Genomic DNA, 20,119 nt, shown 5'->3' on the forward strand with positions numbered 1-20,119 from the left:
TCAACCTCATCATTCGACTGTCCGGCGCCGGCTTCCATGGAGGAGCGTGCCGCCTCGAGCTTGCGATGCTGGCGCGGGTGGTCGAAGTGCAGGGCGTCAAGGCGACGGTCGTTACGGGTACGCGTCGCAATCGACGCTCTCTTCGCCTCCCTCCAGCACCGCGCTTTTCGCGGCGAGCTGTAGATCTGTAAGCCGCAAGCAGAAATCGCCCTGTTTTATTTTCCCCCAACATCCTAAAATAACGGCAACGCTTATTTCAGGTTCGCGCAAACGGTCATGACAGTCGAGATACACCGGATCATGAAAGTCATGACCGCCCCCCTCTTCCCCAGACCCTTTTCCCGCAGGGGGAGAAGGGCGATTCGTGAGTCGCGTAGGCGACTTTCACAGTAATGCACCGACCGCCGCCCGGCCAGTACGTCACCGTTTCGACGGCCGACGAGCCCTACCAGTCCTTCGTCCCGGCAGCGCTGCCGCCGCAGCCGCCGCTGGCGTGGACGCCGGCGTTGCGGCGGCGCTTCGACGACGCGCTGGTGGCGCTCGGGCGGCTCGATGCGATCACTGCGCTGCTGCCCAACGCCGCTCTGTTGCTCTACAGCTTTGTACGCAAGGAAGCCGTGCTCTCCTCGCAGATCGAGGGTACGCAGTCGTCGCTGGCCGACCTGCTGCTTTTCGAGATCGACGAGCAGCCCGGCGTGCCGCTCGACGATGCGCATGAGGTCAGTCGCTACGTTGCGGCGCTGGAGCGCGGGCTGGCCTTGCTGCGCGGCGGCTTGCCACTGTGCGGCCGCCTGCTTTGCGAAGTGCACGCGGTGCTGCTCGACCATCCGCGCGGGCGCGGCAAGGCTCCCGGCGAGTTCCGTAGCTCGGCGGTGTGGATCGGCGGCACGCGGCCTGGCAATGCGGCCTTCGTGCCGCCGCCGGCAGGCGAGCTGCCGGCGTGTCTCGCTGCTTTCGAGCGTTTTCTCAACGACCAGCCGGAGGCGACTTCGCCACTGCTCAAGGCGGCGCTGGCGCACGTGCAGTTCGAGACCATCCACCCCTTTCTCGACGGCAACGGCCGCATCGGGCGGCTGCTGATCGTCTTGCAACTGGTCGCCGACGGCGTCTTGCGCGAGCCGCTGCTCTACCCCAGCCTGTTCTTCAAGACACATCGCTCGCTGTATTACGAGCTGTTGAACGAGGTGCGCCTGCGCGGTGACTGGGAGCGCTGGCTCGATTTCTTCGCCGAGGGCGTGCAGGCGAGTGCGACGCAGGCGGTGGTGACGGCGCATGCGCTGCTGGCGCTGGTGAACGCGGACCGCGACCGCATCGCGACGCTTGGCCGTGCAGCGGCCTCCGCGCTGGCAGTGCATCAGGCGTTGCAGCGCCAGCCACTGAGCACAGCAGCGGCGCTGGTCAGGACCGCCGGGCTGACGGCAGCGACGGTGAACAAATCGCTTGCTCACTTGAGCGCGCTCGGCATCGTCACCGAGCTCACGCAACGCCAGCGCGGGCGCGTTTTCAGCTACCGGCGCTATGTCGAGCTGTTGAACGCCGAGCTAGCTCCGACGCGTGCGTAGAACAAAGGTTGGCGCAAAGAGGTGGCGACGTAGCTTGGGGTGAGGAAAGAACCCCCACGCTTCCGGCCCGCGCCTCGTGCTTGCCACCTCGTCACTGCGAGGAGCGTAGCGACGCGGCAGTCCAGCGCCACCTTCTGATATGTGGTCGTCGTCCCCGACTCGTGCATCACGGATGCGACCGCCAGCGTAGACAACCGCTTTCCGGAAAGAGCGAGCGAGCACTTCGCTTAGCCGATCAGCATTGCCGCTCTTTCTCCCGGTCGCTTGGCTATACTGTCTTTCTCGCGAACCGCCTTCAAGGACCGCCAAGATGACCCTCAATAAAAAGCTTTTCCTCGCTTCGTCGTCCGAGTTGGCGGCGGACCGGCAGAAATTCGAGGTTTTCATCAATCGCAAGAACAAGGAGTGGGTCAGCCGCGGCGTTTTTCTCGAACTCGTCGGTTGGGAGGATTTTCTCGATGCCGTATCCAAAACGCGACTGCAGGACGAATACAACCAAGCCATTCGCGACTGCGATATTTTCGTGATGCTGTTCAGCACCAAGGTCGGGCCCTATACCGAGGAAGAGTTCGACACCGCCTTCGGGCAGTTCAAGGCAACCGGCAAGCCCTTCATCTTTACCTACTTCAAGGACGCGTCGATCAGCAGTGGCACGGCCGCCCGTGCCGATCTGACCAGCCTGTGGGCGTTCCAGGACAAGCTGAAAGCGCTGGGTCATTTCCAGACGGCCTACAAGGACAGCGATGGGCTGAAGTTGCATTTCAGCCAGCAACTCGACAAGCTCGCCGCCGGCGGCTTCATCGAGTTCAAGCGGGAGCAGGGCGCCACGAATGCGCTTGCGGGCGACAGCTACCAGGCGACGCTCAACGGCCCGGGTGCCATCGCGCAAGGGGCAGGCGCGACGGCTGTTGGCGCTGGCGGGGTATTTGTCGGCGGCAAGAACACGGGCAGCATCAAAACTGGTATGCAGTCGCATACCAACACCGGTGGAGGCGCCCACATTGGCGGCAGCGTGCACACCGGTGGTGGCGATTTTGTTGGCCGTTATCAGATCAAGAACGCTCTTTCGCAGCGTGATCTGGAGGCGTTGTTGGCTCCCGTGCTGGCCGCTGTCGCGCAGCAGGCGCCGGGCGGCAAGCAAGGCGAAGCGGTGCAGCAAGTCCAGGAACTCAAGGCCGAGCTTGCCAAGGGTGAGCAAGCGGATGACGGCAAGCTCGGCAAGATCGTCGATGGTCTGGTGGCCATGGTACCGGGTGCGATTGGGGCCGTCGTCAGCGCTTTCGCCTCGCCGCTGCTAGCCGGCGTTGCCGGGCCGGTGACGGAGTATGTGCTGGGTAAACTGCAGGGAGAGTGAGTCACGACCATGGCAGGCGAACCGACAGAGTCCTTGGATGTAGCTGCGCTGCAGCGAAGGGTGGCTGAACTGCAGGCCCAGCTCGACGCGCAGGCGGAAGCCAGCGTGGCCGCCAGAAAGCTAGCCAGTCTTGGTGGTTCGGGTGCGATTGCCCAGCGCGACGGCGACGCACTCGGCGAGCGCGCAGCACAAATCAGTGGCGACAATGCTGGAACGATCGTCACCGGTACACAAATTATCAGCAACTACTACGCTGCCGGTAGCACTGGCCAGACTCGGGAGCAGATCGCAGAACAGGTCGCCGGCTACCTACGCTGGCTGCGCGAGCGCACCGCGTGTATCGAGTTGCGCGGCATCGAGCTGGCTTGGTGGAGCGCCGGTGGTGCTTCTGCCGCTTGAGGCGGCTTATGTGCCACTAAGCGCCAAGTCGATGGAACAAAGTGAAGATACCGCGCTGAATCAGGTTCTTGACTTGGGCCGGCGCTTGGCGATTATCGGGGGCCCCGGCTGCGGCAAGACGACCGTGCTGCTGCACATGGCGTGGGCGCTGGCGTCTTCACTGCTCACTGGCAAGGCTGAACCGGCACACTCACGCCTTGGTATGGCGGTGAAACCGAGCGACTTGCCGCTACCAGTCTTGGTACCATTGGCGTCGTTTGCCCGTTACCGGCGCAGTTTGTCGCCGAATGCGCCAGCGCGCGAGAAGACTCTCGCCCACTTCATTTCGTACCACCTGATCAGCAAACAGGCCGACTTTGATCTGCCTGCAGATTTCTTCGTCCAACTACTCTATGACGGGCGCGATGTCCTGCTGTTACTCGATGGGCTGGACGAAGTGGCCAACGAGGACGAGCGCGCGGAGGTGCGGCAATCGGTCGAAGATCTGGTGCGTGGTCGCGAGGCTGCGCGTGTCGTCGTTACCTGTCGCACGCTCGCCTATCGCAGCGGGCGTACGGCCCTGGGCGCACATTTCCATGAAATCGTTGTGCAGCCACTGGACTTCGAGTGTCACATCTCGCCGATGGTGCAGCAGGCCTATGCCTGCATCTACCCGCACGACGCTGCCTTGCGCGCCGAGCGCGTACGGGACTTGTTAACTGGCATCGGCCAACTGGAGAGCGATCGCCGCGCTCGCCTTAGCGGTGGTGGACGGGCGCTGGTCGACAGCCCTCTGATGGTGCGCCTGCTGTTGATCGTGCACGTCAATAATCGCAGACTGCCCGATGAGCGTGCAGAGCTCTTCGACAAGGCGATCAACGCGCTGTTGCAGGTCGATTATGGGCACGACGAGAGCGACATTCGCGAGTTGTCGACGGACTGGAAACTTTTTCGTGATATGGCCCAGCATGTCGCTTTCCACATGCATCAACAGGGGACCGACCAGGGGCGCGAAATCGACGAGTCGGCACTGAAATTGGTCTTGCGCCAGGAGCCAGAGTACCCCCCGCGTATCGACGATTTCCTCAAGCATGCCCGTCAGCGCGGCAGTGTGCTGGAAGAGCGCGAGGGCGTGTACCGCTTCATTCACCTAGCTTTTCAGGAATTTCTGGTTGCGCGCTACCTGCGCGAAGTCGTCGGTAGTGGCGGTCGTGAGGCGATTCTGGACTTTCTCAACCACCGCCTGGACGATCCGTGGTGGCGGGAGCCCGTTCTGCTGCTCGTCGGCTACTGGGCGACCAATGCTGCCAAGGCTGCGCGGGATCTGATTGGTGCGCTGGCTAGGACCAGGGCCGGTGGTGAGTCCGACGTGCAGTTCTCCGCAGCCGAGCTTGCAGCAACGGCAGCCTTAGAATGGCGCGAGTGCGGTGAGACGACCGGGGCGGAGTGCGCTCGGCGCATCGTCGACTTGTTGACGGACGTGACTGCCCTAAGGAGTGCACAGCCCTTTGTTCGCGCTCGCGCTGGCGACCGACTCGCGCAACTTGGTGACCCGCGCTTCGATCCGCAGCGATTCTCTCTGCCGGTTGGCGAGATGCTCGGCTTTGTAGGTATAGCGGCCGATGCCGAGTTCAGGATTGGTACCCGTACGGCGGACGCGCGGCGGCTCGTGCGGATTATTGGTGAAGAAGGCGGCGACGACGAGATCAACGATGCGTTCACGCCGACATCGGTATTCCATATTGCGAGGTATCCGGTTACCGTTGCGCAGTTTCGGGCGTTCATTGAGGCGACAGATTACGAACTCGGAAATAGAGACGCTTTGCGTGACCCGGATAGCCGACCCGTCCGCTGGATCAGCTGGTACGAGGCTATCGCCTACTGCGACTGGCTGAACAAAATCCTTGCCGACTCGCCGCTACTTGAGCGCAGCGCGGTGGCCCAAATGGTGCGGCAGCACAGGGTGCGCGTTACCTTGCCCAGCGAACTCGAGTGGGAGAAGGCATCTCGTGGCGCATTGAGTAGAGCTGTGTTTCCATGGGGCGATGAGGCTGACTCGGCGCGGGCAAACTGTAGCGGTTCGGGAATCGGCGACACATCAGCTGTAGGTTGCTTTTCGGCCAACGAATTCGGTCTACACGACATGATCGGCAACGTCTGGGAGTGGACACGCAGCCGTTATCGCCCGTATCCATATGATGCTCACGATGGCCGTGAAGAGCTGCAGGGCGGTGACGATATTTGGCGGGTCGTTCGCGGTGGATCGTGGGTTGACGGCCGTTATCACGCGCGCTGCGCCTGGCGCGACGGAATTCGACCGCACCGTCGTTACCTCAACGATGGCGGCATTGGCTTTCGGGTGGTACTGCGGTCTGGCGCAGCAGCGTAATCTTGTCCTTGACGCCTTTCATGTACTCGGGGACTCTGGGTCACCAACTCTGGACAGACGGCGGGGGCTATCCCCACCTCGCTCTGGCACCGGTTGGGCTATCATTTCCAACTCGTTGCCCGCTTGGCTTTTCAGAAGCTTTTTGATCGTGGTAGGGCCTCTCTTGACACCGTCGCGTGTGCTTCGATGTGCGGAATTTGCCATTGTCGCTTGTCGGGTTTCCCCACAAGGTACGCAAGCGTGGGACTGTTAGGAAGGTCATGACCACACCACAGGACCAGCAACTCGATCAACTCCAGCGCGCGCTCGACGCGGGCCTGATCGATCAGACCACCTTCTCCGCGGCAGCTGCCGCGATCAGCGCCCAGCTTGCCGGCAGTGGCGCTATCGCTGAAGGGGAGGGCGCTTTTGCAGTGGGCTCCAATGGCGTCGGAGTTGGGGGCGACAACTACGGCCCGATCAACACGGGAACCCAGACCATCGGCCGCGACTTGGTCAGCATCTTCAAGCTCGTCACCCACGGAGGCGAAGATCCGGCCGAAGCGCAGTCGGTCATCGCCCTCTACCTGCACGCGTTGGCGACCGATCTCGCCGGGCTGAAGCTCGGCGAGATCGACGCCTCGGCCGATCCGGCGCGGCAGACGCCGCTGCAACTCGCCGACATCTATGTGCCGCTGGATACCACGCTGCGGATTCCGAAGGACACGACGCTGGCGGAATGCTTGTCGCGCGCTACGAGCGTTCACGAACAACGCTCCGGGCAAAGCGAAACGCAGCCGGTTTCCGCCCTCGAAGCGCTGGCCGTGCACCGCCAGCTGACGCTGCTCGGCAAGCCGGGGAGTGGCAAGAGCACCTTCGGCGCCAGCCTCCTGCTGGCGCTGGCGCAAGCCTGGCAGGGCCACCCCGAAGAACTTGCTAGCCTCGGTGAAAGCTGGACGCACGGCAAGCTGCTGCCGATCCGCGTCATCCTGCGCCGCTTTGCCGAGCAGCTTCCGCCCGGCGACAAGCCGGCGCGCGCCAGCGACCTGTGGGCATTCATCGCCCGCGACCTCGACGCCAGCGGCTACGGCATGTCGCCGGACACCATGAAGTACGTGCAGCGCATCGCGCGCAAGCAGGGCGCGCTGATCCTCTTCGATGGCCTCGACGAGTGCGGCGACAGCGCCAGTCGCGAGCGCGTGCTCGCCGCCGTCGACCAGCTGATGGGCAGCGCCGGGAAGGCATGCCGCTTCGTGCTCTGCGCGCGGCCGTACGCCTGGCCCGGCGGCGCCGACCCGGCGCAGGGCGTTTATACCCTGGCCGACCTCGACGACGAGCAGATCGAGCGCTTCATCCGCGCCTGGTACGCGGCGCTGGTCAAGCGTGGCTGGCGCTCGCCTGGCGACGCCGAACGCAAGATCGACGACCTGCTCGCTGCCCGCCAACGCCCCGATCTGCTGCCGCTGGCACGCAACCCACTGCTGCTGACCCTGATGGCCACCCTGCATACCAATCGTGGTCGTCTGCCTGACGATCGAGCCGATCTCTACGAGGAGTCGGTCGAGCTGCTGATGCTGCGCTGGAACCGCCAGATCGGTGCCGACAAGGCGCTGCTCGACGAGCTGGCCATGCCCAGTCTGAAGCTCTCGGACCTGCGCGAGGTCCTCGAAGAGGTGGCGTTCAAGGTGCACGCCGAGAACGTCGGTCGTGAAGGTACGGCGGATATCGGCGAGGACCGGCTGGTCCGCGCTTTTCGCCCGCTGCTCAGCCACGACAGGAACAAGGCCGCGGTCGTCGTCGAGTACATCGAAAAGCGCGCCGGCCTGCTTATTGGGCAGGGCGAGAAGGACGGCGAGCGGCAGTTTACATTTCCGCATCGCACCTTTCAGGAGTTCCTCGCCGCCAGCTTCCTGGCGGCTCAGGACGACTTCGCGGCGCAATGCGCCGGCCTGGCACGCGCCGCGCCGACGCACTGGCAGGTCGTGCTGCCGCTGGCTGCGCGACTGGCGAAGGCAGAGCGGGGCGCGAGTGCTGCCGACGAACTGATCGGCGGCACTTCGATCGCCAAATTCCGCGACGGGCAGACGCCGGATGCAGCCGACTGGATCTGCGCCCTACTCGCTGGAACACAACTGCAGGAGATCGGTCGCGGGGCGATCAATAAGAGCCGCCGCACGCAGGCGATTGCGGAGCGGGTCGCCGGTTGGCTTGCCGCGTCGCTGCCCGTGCATCCCGACGCCGGCGGCGCACCGAATCGCCAGCGAGCGCAAGCCGGCGACGTGCTGGCGGCGCTGGGGGACCCGCGTTTCGATCCACAGCGCTTGTGGCTGCCGGGCGACGAGATGCTCGGTTTCGTGCGCATTCCAGCTGACTCCGCGTTTCGCATCGGTACGCGTAAGGCGGATGCACAGCAGTTGGCGAAGATCGCCGGTCGCGAAGTAGATAGAAGCGAAATCAATGACGCGCCCATGCCGACGCCGGAGTTCCTAATCGCGCGTTATCCGGTCACCGTCGCCCAGTTCCGCGCCTTCGTCGAGGCGGCGCACTACGCGATCGGCTATGCCGACGCCTTGCGAGACCCGGACAGCCGACCGGTGCGCTGGGTGAGCTGGCACGAGGCCATCGCCTACTGCCGGTGGCTGAACGAGCTGCTTGCCGCTTCGCCGCTGTTCGCGGACAGTGACCCGGGCTGGCTCGTGCGCCAGCGCCAGTGGGAGGTTGGACTGCCCAGCGAGCTGGAGTGGGAGAAAGCCGCCCGTGGCGGGGCGCGGGATGGGATCTTCTCGTGGGGCAATGGCGTTGACCCGGCTCGGGCGAACTATCGCGACTCGGGGATCGGCGACACGTCTGCTGCCGGTTGTTTTCCGCCCAACGACTTCGGCCTGTACGACATGATTGGCAACACCTTCGAATGGACGCGCAGCCTTTACAAGCCCTATCCTTATCACACTGACGACGGCCGCGAGGATCTGCAAGCCGCTGACAACGTTGAAAGGGTCGTTCGCGGCGGCTCGTCGAAACTCCATCGTTTCCTTGCGCGCTGCGCCTATCGCCTCGGGCTCGATCCCGACCTCCGTCACGACCTCATCGGTTTTCGGGTGGTGTTGCGTTCTTCCCCTGTTGAGTAGCCCTGGCCTCTGTTCTTCTGGACTCTGGAGCTCGGGTGCGCTGACTCGGAAGGGGGTGCGGGGGAGACTTCCCCCGCGGCGCTATTTTTCGCTATCATTCACTGGCCGGGTGGCGACATCCGGCCAGGCAGTCTGGAAAGGTCGTTCGCGGCGGCTCGTGGAACAACCCTCGTAACAACGCGCGCTGCGCCTATCGCAACAGGAACGATCCCGACAACCGTAACAACAACATCGGTTTCCGGGTGGTGTTGCGTTCTTCCCACGTCCTTCTCACCCTTCTTCTGGTTCCGCCGCGAGGCGGGATGGCGTAACGGTGCACCCGCGCCGACCACGTTCCGGAAATGCGGGCCGATCCGCGCAAGTGGTTTTGCCCGCCGAGGCGAAGGAAGAAGAACAGCGCCAGACAGGTCTGGTCCGTGCGCATGCCGCGAGGCAGGGCGACAGCAGGGGCATCGCCTGCGCCGGGCAGATAGTCAAACCAGGGCACGGCCAGGCCATCGCGCCCGCCGTGGCCCGCCCCTCCCGACGATGCTCATCCAGAATCCGAGTCGTCGCTGCGCGTGGTGCCGCCGGGCCTGGCCTGCACGCCCGAACGGGTCTGCTTGAGCCAGCCGCCGAGCAGGCGGCCAATCTCGGCGACCATGCGGCTGGCGTGCTCGTACTGGCCGCTGCTCAGCCAGTCCCACTGTCGCGAAAGGCGCAGGTAAAGCCGCCGTTTGTTGAGCTGCGCGTCGGCCGCCTGCAGATGCTGCAGTCGCTGCGCTCCACTGCGCGCATTCGCTTCGAAGACCTCTTCCTGAAAATTCAGCGCTGCGCCCTGCAGACGCTGCGTGATGACAAAGCGCTGGCTCTTTGGGAAGCGTTCGCACTGAGGAAGCAGCCAGCTCAGCAAGTCGTAGGTTTGGGTGAAGATCACCAGTTCTTTGGTCGGTGGCATGGGGGAATAATCCTCGAAGTGTTCGATTGGGCAGGCGGAGCAGATGCGGCAAGAGCGCCAAATTCACGAAGCGCGACAAATTGAACCCCTGTTCGCAGCGATTACCGACTGGGACAACCTCTGGCGCGCCTATCGTCTGGCCGCACGCGGCAAGCGCCGCAAAGATAGCGCAGCGGACTTCGAGCAAGCGCTTGCCGATCGCTTGATCGCCTTGCAGAGCGCGTTGCGAACACGGACCTATCGGCCCGGCGCCTACCGTCATTTTTTTATTCACGAACCAAAGCGGCGGAAGATCAGCGCCGCGCCCTTTGTCGACCGCGTCGTCCATCATGCGCTGTGCAATGTGATCGAGCCGATCTGTGAGGCGTGCTTTGTTACGCACAGTTACGCGAATCGTCGCGGCAAGGGGACGCATCGCGCGGTCGACCGCTTGCAGGAGCTGGCGTGTCGTCATCGCTACGTACTGCGTGCCGACATCGTCCAGCATTTCCCGTCGCTGGATCATGCGCTTCTGCGCGCCAAGCTCGCGCGCGTGATCGCGGATGAAGAGGTAATGTGGCTGGTCGACAGCATCCTTGCCAGTGGCGTCGGCGCGCTCACGACTGAGTACACGCCCGTCTATTTTCCGGGCGACGACCTGCTCGCCGCCTGCCGTCCACGCGGCTTGCCGATCGGCAATCTGACCTCGCAGTTCTGGTCGAACGTCTTTCTCAATGACTTCGACTGGTTCGTCCAGCGTGAACTGGGCTGCGGCGCTTATTTGCGCTACGTGGACGATTTTGCCCTGTTCGGCGACAGCAAGGCCGTGCTTGCCGAGTGGAAAGAGGCGATCGTTGCCCGTCTCGGGCGCGAGCGGCTGACGATCCACGAACCACAGGCGCAGGTGCTGCCGACGCGCTGTGGCATCCCCTGGCTCGGTTTCGTCGTCTACCCCGCGCGCCGCTTGCTCAAACGGCGTAACGCGGTGAATTTCACCCGTCGGCTGGCTCGCAACCTGGACGATTACCAGGCCGGCAAGCTCTCGTTTGGCGAACTCGATGCCAGCGTGCAGGGCTGGATCAACCACGTGCGCTACGCCGATACCTGGGGCTTGCGCGAGCACGTGTTTGCAAGCCATCCGATTCCGAAACCGAGCGCATGACCACGGCGCCAGGTTCAAGTACGTGATGGCCTGTGTTCCGATGCGGTCGATCACGAAAGCTGCTGTCTTGCGGCCATTGCACCCGCATACCCCGTGCCGTCACTGCGAGGAGCGTCGCGACGCGGCAGTCCAGCGCCATCGTCTGACTCATGGACTTGTCCTCCACTGGTGGGTCACGGATGCGGCTTGCACGGTAGGCAGACAAACGCTTCACGGATGGCGAGAGCCCCAGGCTCGGCCAGTAGAGCGGAGTCGTCGTTCTTTCTCGCTGCTGTTTGGCTATACTGTGCCGCGAAACGCCTCCAGGAACCGCCACGATGACCACGAACAAGCTCTTCCTTGCCTCGTCCTCCGAATTCTGCGAGGAGCGGAAGGAGTTTGAGCTCTGCATCAGCCGCAAGAACAAGGCTTTACGTCCGCGGGGTGTCGTCATCGAGGTAAGTATTCGGCCAACCCGTAGCGCGCCAGCGCCGTTGGCGAGGCGGGTTAGCGGCAGAGGGCTGATCGGAATGATCGGTGAAGGGGGTAAAGCCAGATGTCCTTGATCGGGAGGATCGGCTTGCTGGTGGGGCACTTCTTGCCTCGCCCAGCGGTTTGACCGACCTTGATCCAGTTGGCGGCCTGGTAGCAGGTGCCGCGATGGCGGGGCGTCTCGACGAAGGTTTCGAGCAGCACGGGGCGGTAGCCGTAGCGCGCCAGCCAGTCCTTGGGCAGTTGCCGCTGCATGAGCGAAAGGATCTTGGAGGCCAGGCCCTGGCACTGGATCCAGGGCAGGATCAGAAAGCGGGCGTTGTTCACCACGAGTTGCAGGTTCTTTTGTCGCTGCTCATCGTGCCAACCGATGAATTGCTCGCGCGCAGCGAGTTTCCAGGCGCTGGCGCCGAAACTGAGCAAGGCGACCAGGGTCTCGCCGGCGAAGACGAAATATCGGCTCTGACTGCCCGCCATGGGCGTGTGGCCGAGATAGTGGTAACGAGCGATGTACTCGTTCCACAGACGCGAGTTCGCCGAACCGACGACCTGTCGCACAGAGAGAGGCGGCAGTTCATGCACCGGCTGAGTGAGTAAGGGTTGTGGATCGGTGGCGTGCGTGGGCCGATAGTCGGGTTGGCGAGGAGCGGCCCACCGTGCCGCCGGCAGGGTGAACAGGCCGTCGGCTTGCATGCGCAGCATGGCCACCCGGCAGGTCATGTCCTTCAGCTCGCCATTGGGCTTGCGCCAGTCGAAGAGCTCGCACACCTGACGCGAGAGTTGTGCGCGGCTGGCGCCGGGAGGGGCCTCGATCAGGCCGCGGATCGTCTGCAGTTCGTCGGCGGTAAAGTGACGCCCACAATAAGGCTTCACGAGCTATCGATGGGAGGTGCCTGAGCGACCGGGATGCCACGCATCTGGGCCAGACGATCGGTTGCCATCGCCCAGGGCAGAAAGACACTCAAGTCCGCGGGCGGCTGCCTGCCGTTGGCGGCGCAGGTTTCCAGATACGCCGTCAGCCAGGTGCGCGGGTTGATTTTCCACAAGCGCAGCGTCAGCAGCAAGCTGAACATCGTCGCGGCGAAAGCGCCGGACCAATGACTACCCGACCCATAGAAGTTCTTGCGTGCGACCACCGGCGTACGCTGTGCGCGTTCGGCGGCATTATTGTCCATCGGCACCTCGGGGCGGTCGACAAACACGGTCAAGCCGGACCAATGCTTGTGCATGCTTCGCAGCACCTTGCTCGCCGGCATTTTGAGCGCCGGGTTTGCCAGTTCGCGTTCGCGCTGACTGGCCATCTGCGTGATCGCCTGGCGCAAGGCGCGGTCGCGTTCGGCCCACTGTGCCGGGTCGTTACGGACTTCCAGGCGCCAGCCGTTCAAGTGGTAGAGCTCACCGATCTGCTCGACCCAGGCCAGTGCCCAGTCCGAGAAATCCGGATGGGCGTTGGCCAGTTCCAGGAAGTCCCGCCGCTGGTGCGCCCAGCAGAAGGCCAGAATGAAGTGCGCAAGAACTCGCGCGAGTTTCTTGTAGGCCGAGTAGCGATCGCAGATGATGATTCCCCCGGCGCTGCCGGAGAGCTCCCGGATCGGCACCGCCGCCGAGCGACTCGGGTCGAGCACGAAGTGGATGACCGATGGGCAGTGGAACACCCAGAAATACCAGCGCTGTCCGACCTTCCCTTCGGTCTCGGCAAAGACCCGCCAGCGCGTCTCGTCCGCGTGCCATTGTTTCTCGCGGCGCAGCTGGCCAAGCAGCGCTTCTTCAAGCGGCTCGAACAGCGGCGCCAAGGCACGCAGTCCGCCGGTCACCGTTCCCGCCGAGAGCGTCAGTTGGTGATCGGACAAGTCCCGCAGAAGCCGATGCGTCGGCTGGCCGTACAAGAACTTCGACAGCAGAAGGTGCACCCAGATCGACACCCCGTACTTTCCACGCGGGATCAATCGTGCCGGCGGTGGCGCGGTCAGAATACCCCGCGCGCCCACGCACTGACAGGTCCGTCGGTAGCGCCGCCGGCAGATCTTCCGGCGGTAGGCTTTGACCTCGATCTCGAGGACTTCACTGTCTTCCGTGCCGGGAAAGTCGACGTAGCCCAGACCACAGTCCGGGCAATGCGGGCAGTCGATGTCGATGACCTCGATCTGCGCCGGCAAGTGGCTTTCCGGGTTCCGCCCGTGACCCGCTGCTCCCGGTTGCTGACCTCGGCCCCGCGACGACTTCTGGTCCGTTGCCGGGTTCTTCTCGGCTCCCGAAGAGCGTTCTGACTTGCGACCAAACAGGCGTTTTTGCAGATCGCGGATCTGGCCATGGGCCTGCGCCAGTTCGCTGCGCAAGGCCTCCTCGCGCGCCGCCGCTTGCTCCGCCGCTTGCGCCATTTGCACCCGATGAGCGGCCTCCGATTGCGCCAAGCGGACCAGCATTTGCCGATGTTGGCTCCGCCAGAAGCTGGCCTCCCAACGGAGCTTGATTTCCTGCTCCTTGGTCAACGTCACCATCACCTCGGCGAACGGCACCACCTGGCGGTGACTTGCCGCCGATCCTCCGCAAATAATGTCCGCACCCGTGTCCATGCGCCGCATGGTGCCGGATTTCCGCTGCTGTGTTCAGGTCTACGGGCTGTCCGCCAATCGCTGACTGACGCACGCCGACCATAAAGGCGGGGCTACGGGTTGGCCGAATACTTACTCATCGAGGTGGTGCTCTGGGAAGACTTCCTCAATGCCATGTCGAAGACTCGGTTGCAGGACGAGTACAACCAGGCGATTCGCGAATGCGACCTTTTTGTAACGTTGGTCGGGAGCAAGGTTGGTCGCTACACCGACGAAGAATTCGAGACCGCCCACGCGCAATTCAAGGCCACCGGCAGGCCCTTGATCTTCACCTATTTCAAGGACGTGCAGATCAGCTCTGCCAGTGTCAACCGGGCTGATATGGCAAGCTTGTGGGCGTTCGAGGACAAGCTGAAGGTCCTGGGGCACTTCCCAACGCGTTACACGAACACCGACCAGCTGAAGCATGAGTTCAATCAACAATTGGATAAGCTGCTTGCAAGCGGCTCGATCCGAGTCGCGTCGCACCAGCCTGAGCAGTCGCAAAAGTCACCCAAGGTCGACGCTGGCCCGACGGCCGGCAGGGCCTACCCGGTCGACGGCTATCTGCGCTGGCTGCGTAGCCATACCGAGTCCATCGAGCTGCGCGGCATCGAACGTGCGGGGGGCGCGCTGGTGGTGTCCCTGCCGCTGGAGGCGGCCTATGTGCCGCTGCGTGCCCGACCGATCCCGCGGCCCGGTGACGCGCAGGACAAGATGGCAGCGCAGTCTCTCCCTCGCCCCCGCAGCCGCGGTGACGCTGGCGAGAAAACAGAACCCGATGAGCGTGAGCGCGACAGCGATATTGACCTCAACCAGGTGCTCGGTCTCGGCAACCGCCTGGTGATCATCGGCGGGCCAGGGTCGGGAAAGACGACGGTACTGCTGCACATGGCGTGGGCGCTGGCGTCTTCACTGCTCACCGGGCAGGCCGAGCCGGCGCAGTCGCGCCTCGGTTTGCTGGGGGCTGCTGCCAGCGAACTGCCCTTGCCGATCTTTGTGCCGCTCGCGTCGTTCGCCCGCTTCCGCCGCGAGCTGCCGGCCAACGCACCGGCACGCGAGAGGACGCTGACACACTTCATCTCCTATCACCTGATCAGGAAGCAGGCCGACGTCGATCTGCCCGACGATTTCTTCGTACAACTCCTCAGGGACGGGCGGCCGGTGATCCTGTTGCTCGACGGGCTCGATGAGGTCGCCAATGAAGAAGAGCGCGCCGAAGTGCGTGCGTCGGTCGAGGAATTGGTCAGTGGCCAGGAGCGCATGCGCGTCGTCGTCACCTGTCGCACCATCGCCTACCGCAGCGGCGGTACTGCGCTGGGCGTGAGGTTCCGTGAGATTGCCGTGCAGCCGCTCGATTTCGAGCAACACGTCGTACCGATGGTGCGCCAGGCGTACGCCTGTATCCACCCGCAGGACGCCGATTTGCGCAGTGAGCGGGTGCAGGAACTCCTGGGTGGCATTCGGCGGCTCGAGGACGACCGCCGCACGCGCCTCGGCGACGATACGCAGGTGCTGGTCGACAGTCCGCTGATGGTGCGCCTGTTGCTGATCGTGCATGTGAACAACCGCACGCTTCCTGACGGGCGCGCGGAGCTCTTCGACAAGGCGATCAGCGCCTTGCTGCAAGTCGACTACGGACGCGAGCAGGCCGACATCCGCGAGTTGGCCAGCGACTGGAAGGTGTTTCGCGACATGGCGCAGCATCTCGCTTTTCACATGCACCAGCAGGGGCGTGACCAGGGGCGCGAGATCGGTGAGCGGGCGTTGCAGAAGGTCTTGCGTGAGGAGGCCGAATTTCGGCCGCACATTGACCTCTTCCTCAGCCACGCCCGTCAGCGCGGCAGCGTGCTGGAGGAGCGACAGGGCGCCTATCGCTTCATTCATCTGGCCTTTCAGGAATTCCTGGTGGCGCGCTACCTGCGCGAAGTCACCGGCGACGAGGGCCGTGAAGCGATCCTTGCCGTGCTCGGCGACCGCCTCGACGATCCGTGGTGGCGCGAGCCGATTCTATTGCTGGCTGGCTACCGGGCGAGCAATGCCGCCAAGTCGGCGCGCGATTTTCTCGGAGCGCTGGCCAGGGTCGGTGGCGAGCCGAACGCGCAGTTCTCGGCAGCCGAACTGGCGGGCACGGCGGCGCTGGAATGGCGCGAATGCGGCGAAGCCACCCGCGGCGGTTGCGCGCGGAGGATCGTTGAACTGTTGGCAGACGAGTCGACGCTGCGAGCTGCCATGCCGGTTGTTCGTGCGCGTGCGGGCGATGTGCTTTCGGCGCTGGGCGACCCGCGGTTTGACCAAGAGCGCTTCTGGCTGCCGGCCGACGAGATGCTCGGTTTCGTGCGCATTGCCGCTGACCCCGAGTTCCGGATCGGTACTCGCAAGGTGGATGTGGAGCGGGTGGCGAAGATCGTCGGCCGCGAGGTGGATGATCGCGAAATCAATGACGCGCCGACGCCGACGCCGGAGTACCTTATCGCGCGCTACCCGGTCACCGTCGCGCAGTTCCGCGCCTTCGTCGAGGCGGCGCACTACGAGATCGGCGATGCTGACTCGTTGCGAGACCCGGACAGCCGAGCGGTGCAGTGGGTGAGCTGGCATGAGGCTATCGCGTACTGTGAGTGGCTGAACGAACAGCTTGCCGGTTCGCCGCTGTTCGAGGGCAGTGACGCGGGCAGGCTCGTGCGCCAGCACCAGTGGAGGCTTGCACTGCCCAGCGAGCTGGAGTGGGAAAAAGCCGCTCGTGGCGGGTTGCGGGGTGCGGTCTTCTCCTGGGGTAATGACGTTGACCCGTCTCGGGCCAACTATGCTGACTCGGGGATCGGCGACACGTCCGCTGTCGGCTGCTTTATGGCCAACGATTTCGGCCTGTACGACATGATTGGCAACGCGTTTGAATGGACGCGCAGCCTTTACAAGCCGTATCCCTATCACCCTGACGATGGCCGCGAGGATCTGCGCGCGGCTGACGACGTTCCAAGGGTCGTTCGCGGCGGCTCGTGGTTCAACCCTCGTGGCTACGCGCGCTGCGCCTCTCGCGACTGGGACGATCCCGGCGTCCGTTTCGACGACGTCGGTTTCCGGGTGGTGTTGCGTTCTTCCCCTGTTGAGTAGCTCTGGCCTCTGTTCCTCTGGACTCTGGAGCTCGGGTGCGCTGACTCTGGAGGGGGTGCGGGGGAGACTTCCCCCGCTTCGGCGCTTTTCGCTGGCAGCCTGCATGGTTCAGGGCTTCCCGTTAAGCCGGCCAAGGTTTCGGCTATGCCGTCGTCGCAGCCTGCCTAATGCTTTTTCGCTGCAGCATCGGGCAGTCGCACGGCGATCATGTGTCCGCGCGCGCAAACTTCGCCATGGGCAGTCAAGGACAGGCTGACGGTGACTTTGCGCGCTTTGACCTCGACGATTTCGCCGCGGACTTCCAGTTCGGCGTCGATGGGCGTCGGGCGGAGATAGTCGACCTTGAGCGAGGCGGTGACAAAGCGCATCGGCGGCGCGCCGCCCATTTCGCGACCTTCTGCCTTGCACGCGGCGGCCGCCGCCGATGCGGCTCCGTGGCAATCAAGCAGGGAGGCAATCAGCCCGCCGTAGACATTGCCGGGGACGCCGCCGGTGTGGTAGTGCCGGGGTGTAAAGCGGGCAACGGTCGTCTCGCCATCCCAATAGCTCTTCAAATGATGGCCGTGTTCATTGCTTTTGCCGCATCCGTAGCAATGACTGAAATCCTCCGGATAAAAATCCTGAAAAGCTTTGTCGGGCATTTTTGCTTCCTTTCTGTAGTGGTGGGCGTTACCGAGTGGCGGGCGCTATCTCGCTTTGAACGGCCTGGTCGGCAATGATTTCCTGCGTGAGGTTGTCGACGACCAGCGGGCATTCGAGGAAGGTGAGCGACGGCTCGCTGGCGTATTTGCCGCGGACGAAGGCTTTCCATTCTTGCGTGTAGACCCGATCGGCGTCGGCACGCGTGTTCCAGAGATAGATGCCGCCAGCGCGGTTGCCGTCTTCGGAAAGAAAGTAGTACTTGCGAATCAGGCCGGGCATGCCCTGGTATTTTGGCGCCGTGCTCTGGAAAGTGGCCTGGGCCTGTTCTCTGGACAGAGTCTGGGGGAGCTTGAATTCGACGATGGCGGTGATCATGGGCTTGTCCTGGCGAAGGGGTGGATGTTGGCTGGGGGCGGGCGGCTGGCTGTGCCCCCTCTCCCCAACCCCTCTCCCGCGAGGGGCGAGGGGCTAGGAGGGGCTGGCGCGGGTGATCAGTCTCTCCAGGCCCCCGGGCTACGACCCCTGCCGGGGCTGGAAGGCCATCGACCTGGCCGAGACGCTGAAGGCATCCGAGAAGCAGGCGCCGTCTTCCGCACCGTGCTGCTTGAGGAAGGGGAAGATGGCTTCGACCATGCGCACCGAGCCGCAGGCGTAGATTTCGTGTTCCTTGAGCTCGGGGAAGTCTTCGAGGATGGCTTCGTGGACCAGGCCGGTGCGGCCGCTCCAGGTGGCTTCGGACTCGGGCTCGGAGAGCACGGGGATAAAGTGGAAGTTGTCGTGTTCCTGCGCCCAGCGCGTCGGCAGTTCGGGCAGGTAGAGATCCTTGAGAGTCCTGACGCCCCAGTAGAGATGGATCTGGCGCTTGAGACCGCGCTTGAAGGCGTCTTCGACCATGCTCTTGACCGGGGCGAAGCCGGTGGCGCCGGCGACGAAGACGATCGGGCGCTCGGATTCGCGCAGGCTGAAGTCGCCGATCGGGCCTTCGAAGCGGATCTCGTCGCCTACTTTCATCGTCTCGAAGACGTGCGTGGTGAACTTGCCGCCAGTCATCAGACGGATCTGCAACTCGACGAACTCGGGTTCGTGCGGCGGGTTGGCGAAGGAGAAGGCGCGCCGCTGGCCGTCGTCGAGGATGATGTTCACGTACTGGCCGGCCTTGAAGCTGATCGCCTGGCCTTCCGGCAGTTTGAGCAGGACGCGCATGACGTCGTAGGTGAGCTTCTCCATCTTGACGACGCGGGCGGTGTACTCCGGGATGCGGCTGCTGGCAGCACTGGCCTGGTACTCGATGGTCACGTCTTCGAGGGCGGTGGCGCAGCAGGAGAGCACTTTGCCCTGCGCCAGTTCGGCGTCGGACAGCGCGCTCGGCTGGTACAGGCCGGGGTCGACCTTGCCTTGCAGGACGGTGCATTTGCAGACGCCACAGCCGCCGTTACGGCATTCGTAGGGCAGGTTGATGGCCTGACGCAGGCCGGCGTCGAGCAGGGTTTCGCCAAAGCGGGCGCTGACCGATCTGTGATCGGGCTGGAAGGTGATCGAGGTCACTGCCTTGGCCGAGCCGAGTCGCTTCGGCGGTAGCCAGGGAACGAGGAGCAGCAGGACGCTGAGGCCGATGACCCAGAACCAGAGGTGCAGGGGGTCGGTGACGTAGACCAGCGCCAGCACCGGCAACTCGAACCAGTCGAAGGCAATGCCGGTCGGGACTACCGCCATGTCGGCTTCGCCACCCTGGCTGAGGATTGGCTTGACCAGCGACAGCGCCAGGAACATCAGGGTCACGGCGATGGCGATCGGGCGCGGCGGATTGATGTGTGCGCGCGGGACGCGCTGCACGTGCACCCACATCACGATGCCGATGATCAGGGGGATGCCGATGTGCAGGAAGGCGAGCAGGGTGAACAGGCGGCTATTGACGTTTTCAAGGAACAGGAAGTTGCGGATCAGGGTGCCGTTGAACATGGGCAGAATGTCGAACCACTCGGCGGTGGCGATGACCACGAACTGCGCAAGCTTGTCCCAGACGAGCATGAAACCATTGACGCCGGCGATGTAGATCAGCCACAGCAGGACGACGCCGGTGAGCCAGGAAAACGAGCGGAAGCCGCGATAGCGGTCGTAGGCGAAGTGCCGCAGCATGTGTAGCAGCATGGTCAGAATCATGCCGTCAGTGGCGTAGCGGTGCACGCTGCGCAGGATACCGCCCAGCCACCACTGGTCATGGGTGATGCTCTCGACCGACTCGAAGGCGTCGTGGACGCCGGTATCGGCGAAGATGTAAAGGTAGAGGCCGGAGATGAGCAGCAACCAGAATTGCCAGAAGCTGATCGTGCCGAGGTGGTAGAAGGGGTTCATCTTGTCGCCGAAAGCGACGTTGAACACGTTCTCGATGCGCATGAACAGCCAGCGGATGACTTGTTGAATGATTTTGACCATTTT

Annotated in this window: 14 protein-coding genes; 8 read left to right on the top strand and 6 right to left on the bottom strand. The window is 63.7% G+C overall.

The window, feature by feature from the left end:
- Positions 1 to 392: 392 nt before the first annotated feature.
- The 6 genes from V5B40_RS10480 to V5B40_RS10505 all read left to right on the top strand — a co-directional run bounded on the left by V5B40_RS10480 (position 393) and on the right by V5B40_RS10505 (position 9,101).
- Complete coding sequence (locus V5B40_RS10480) at positions 393 to 1,562, top strand: Fic family protein (protein ID WP_332354436.1); 1,170 nt, start codon at positions 393 to 395, stop codon at positions 1,560 to 1,562.
- A gap of 310 nt (positions 1,563 to 1,872) precedes the next feature.
- Complete coding sequence (locus V5B40_RS10485) at positions 1,873 to 2,916, top strand: toll/interleukin-1 receptor domain-containing protein (RefSeq protein ID WP_332354437.1); 1,044 nt, start codon at positions 1,873 to 1,875, stop codon at positions 2,914 to 2,916.
- Positions 2,917 to 2,976: 60 nt separating this feature from the next.
- A complete protein-coding gene (locus tag V5B40_RS10490; protein WP_332354438.1) occupies positions 2,977 to 3,315 on the top strand; it encodes a hypothetical protein in 339 nt (112 codons plus the stop codon).
- The gene (locus V5B40_RS10495; protein ID WP_332354439.1) at positions 3,299 to 5,683 is read left to right on the top strand and encodes an SUMF1/EgtB/PvdO family nonheme iron enzyme; all 2,385 of its coding nucleotides are present in this window, start codon (positions 3,299 to 3,301) and stop codon (positions 5,681 to 5,683) included. The genes V5B40_RS10490 and V5B40_RS10495 overlap by 17 nt, the downstream gene beginning before the upstream one ends.
- A 260-nt stretch (positions 5,684 to 5,943) precedes the next feature.
- A complete protein-coding gene (locus tag V5B40_RS10500; RefSeq protein WP_332354440.1) occupies positions 5,944 to 8,790 on the top strand; it encodes an SUMF1/EgtB/PvdO family nonheme iron enzyme in 2,847 nt (948 codons plus the stop codon).
- A gap of 101 nt (positions 8,791 to 8,891) precedes the next feature.
- Complete coding sequence (locus V5B40_RS10505) at positions 8,892 to 9,101, top strand: SUMF1/EgtB/PvdO family nonheme iron enzyme (RefSeq protein WP_332354556.1); 210 nt, start codon at positions 8,892 to 8,894, stop codon at positions 9,099 to 9,101.
- Between the two features lie 221 nt (positions 9,102 to 9,322).
- Here V5B40_RS10505 and avd read toward each other — a convergent pair whose 3' ends face one another.
- On the bottom strand, positions 9,323 to 9,727 hold the full coding sequence (gene avd, locus V5B40_RS10510) for a diversity-generating retroelement protein Avd (protein WP_332354441.1): 405 nt from the start codon (positions 9,725 to 9,727) through the stop codon (positions 9,323 to 9,325).
- A 43-nt stretch (positions 9,728 to 9,770) separates the two neighbouring features.
- On the opposite strand from avd, the gene V5B40_RS10515 reads away from it, so the two are divergent.
- Complete coding sequence (locus tag V5B40_RS10515) at positions 9,771 to 10,868, top strand: reverse transcriptase domain-containing protein (protein ID WP_332354442.1); 1,098 nt, start codon at positions 9,771 to 9,773, stop codon at positions 10,866 to 10,868.
- 486 nt (positions 10,869 to 11,354) lie between these two features.
- On the opposite strand, the gene V5B40_RS10520 is transcribed toward V5B40_RS10515, so the two are convergent.
- Positions 11,355 to 12,212, bottom strand: a complete 858-nt coding sequence (locus V5B40_RS10520; protein ID WP_332354443.1) for a Druantia anti-phage system protein DruA — start codon at positions 12,210 to 12,212, stop codon at positions 11,355 to 11,357.
- Complete coding sequence (gene tnpC, locus V5B40_RS10525) at positions 12,209 to 13,921, bottom strand: IS66 family transposase (RefSeq protein ID WP_332354444.1); 1,713 nt, start codon at positions 13,919 to 13,921, stop codon at positions 12,209 to 12,211. The genes V5B40_RS10520 and tnpC overlap by 4 nt, the downstream gene beginning before the upstream one ends.
- Before the next feature lie 90 nt (positions 13,922 to 14,011).
- Here tnpC and V5B40_RS10530 point away from each other — a divergent pair, with 90 nt between their 5' ends.
- The gene (locus V5B40_RS10530; RefSeq protein WP_332354445.1) at positions 14,012 to 17,041 is read left to right on the top strand and encodes an SUMF1/EgtB/PvdO family nonheme iron enzyme; all 3,030 of its coding nucleotides are present in this window, start codon (positions 14,012 to 14,014) and stop codon (positions 17,039 to 17,041) included.
- Between the two features lie 164 nt (positions 17,042 to 17,205).
- Here V5B40_RS10530 and V5B40_RS10535 read toward each other — a convergent pair whose 3' ends face one another.
- The 3 genes from V5B40_RS10535 to V5B40_RS10545 all read right to left on the bottom strand — a co-directional run bounded on the left by V5B40_RS10535 (position 17,206) and on the right by V5B40_RS10545 (position 20,116).
- Positions 17,206 to 17,682, bottom strand: coding sequence for a PaaI family thioesterase (locus V5B40_RS10535; protein ID WP_332354446.1), 477 nt, complete (start codon positions 17,680 to 17,682; stop codon positions 17,206 to 17,208).
- Between the two features lie 28 nt (positions 17,683 to 17,710).
- Entirely contained in the window at positions 17,711 to 18,058 is a 348-nt protein-coding gene (locus V5B40_RS10540) for a YdhR family protein (RefSeq protein ID WP_332354447.1), read from the bottom strand.
- Positions 18,059 to 18,196: 138 nt separating this feature from the next.
- On the bottom strand, positions 18,197 to 20,116 hold the full coding sequence (locus tag V5B40_RS10545; RefSeq protein WP_332354448.1) for a 2Fe-2S iron-sulfur cluster-binding protein: 1,920 nt from the start codon (positions 20,114 to 20,116) through the stop codon (positions 18,197 to 18,199).
- Positions 20,117 to 20,119 lie beyond the last annotated feature (3 nt).

Source organism: Candidatus Accumulibacter meliphilus (assembly GCF_036625345.1).
Lineage (GTDB): Bacteria > Pseudomonadota > Gammaproteobacteria > Burkholderiales > Rhodocyclaceae > Accumulibacter > Accumulibacter meliphilus.

Coding starts and splice junctions, on each gene's coding strand:
- V5B40_RS10480 (WP_332354436.1), top strand. CDS start 393: ATGCACCGACCGCCGCCCGGCCAGTACGTCACCGTTTCGACGGCCGAC.
- V5B40_RS10485 (WP_332354437.1), top strand. CDS start 1,873: ATGACCCTCAATAAAAAGCTTTTCCTCGCTTCGTCGTCCGAGTTGGCG.
- V5B40_RS10500 (WP_332354440.1), top strand. CDS start 5,944: ATGACCACACCACAGGACCAGCAACTCGATCAACTCCAGCGCGCGCTC.
- avd (WP_332354441.1), bottom strand. CDS start 9,727: ATGCCACCGACCAAAGAACTGGTGATCTTCACCCAAACCTACGACTTG.
- V5B40_RS10515 (WP_332354442.1), top strand. CDS start 9,771: ATGCGGCAAGAGCGCCAAATTCACGAAGCGCGACAAATTGAACCCCTG.
- tnpC (WP_332354444.1), bottom strand. CDS start 13,921: ATGCGGCGCATGGACACGGGTGCGGACATTATTTGCGGAGGATCGGCG.
- V5B40_RS10535 (WP_332354446.1), bottom strand. CDS start 17,682: ATGCCCGACAAAGCTTTTCAGGATTTTTATCCGGAGGATTTCAGTCAT.
- V5B40_RS10540 (WP_332354447.1), bottom strand. CDS start 18,058: ATGATCACCGCCATCGTCGAATTCAAGCTCCCCCAGACTCTGTCCAGA.
- V5B40_RS10545 (WP_332354448.1), bottom strand. CDS start 20,116: ATGGTCAAAATCATTCAACAAGTCATCCGCTGGCTGTTCATGCGCATC.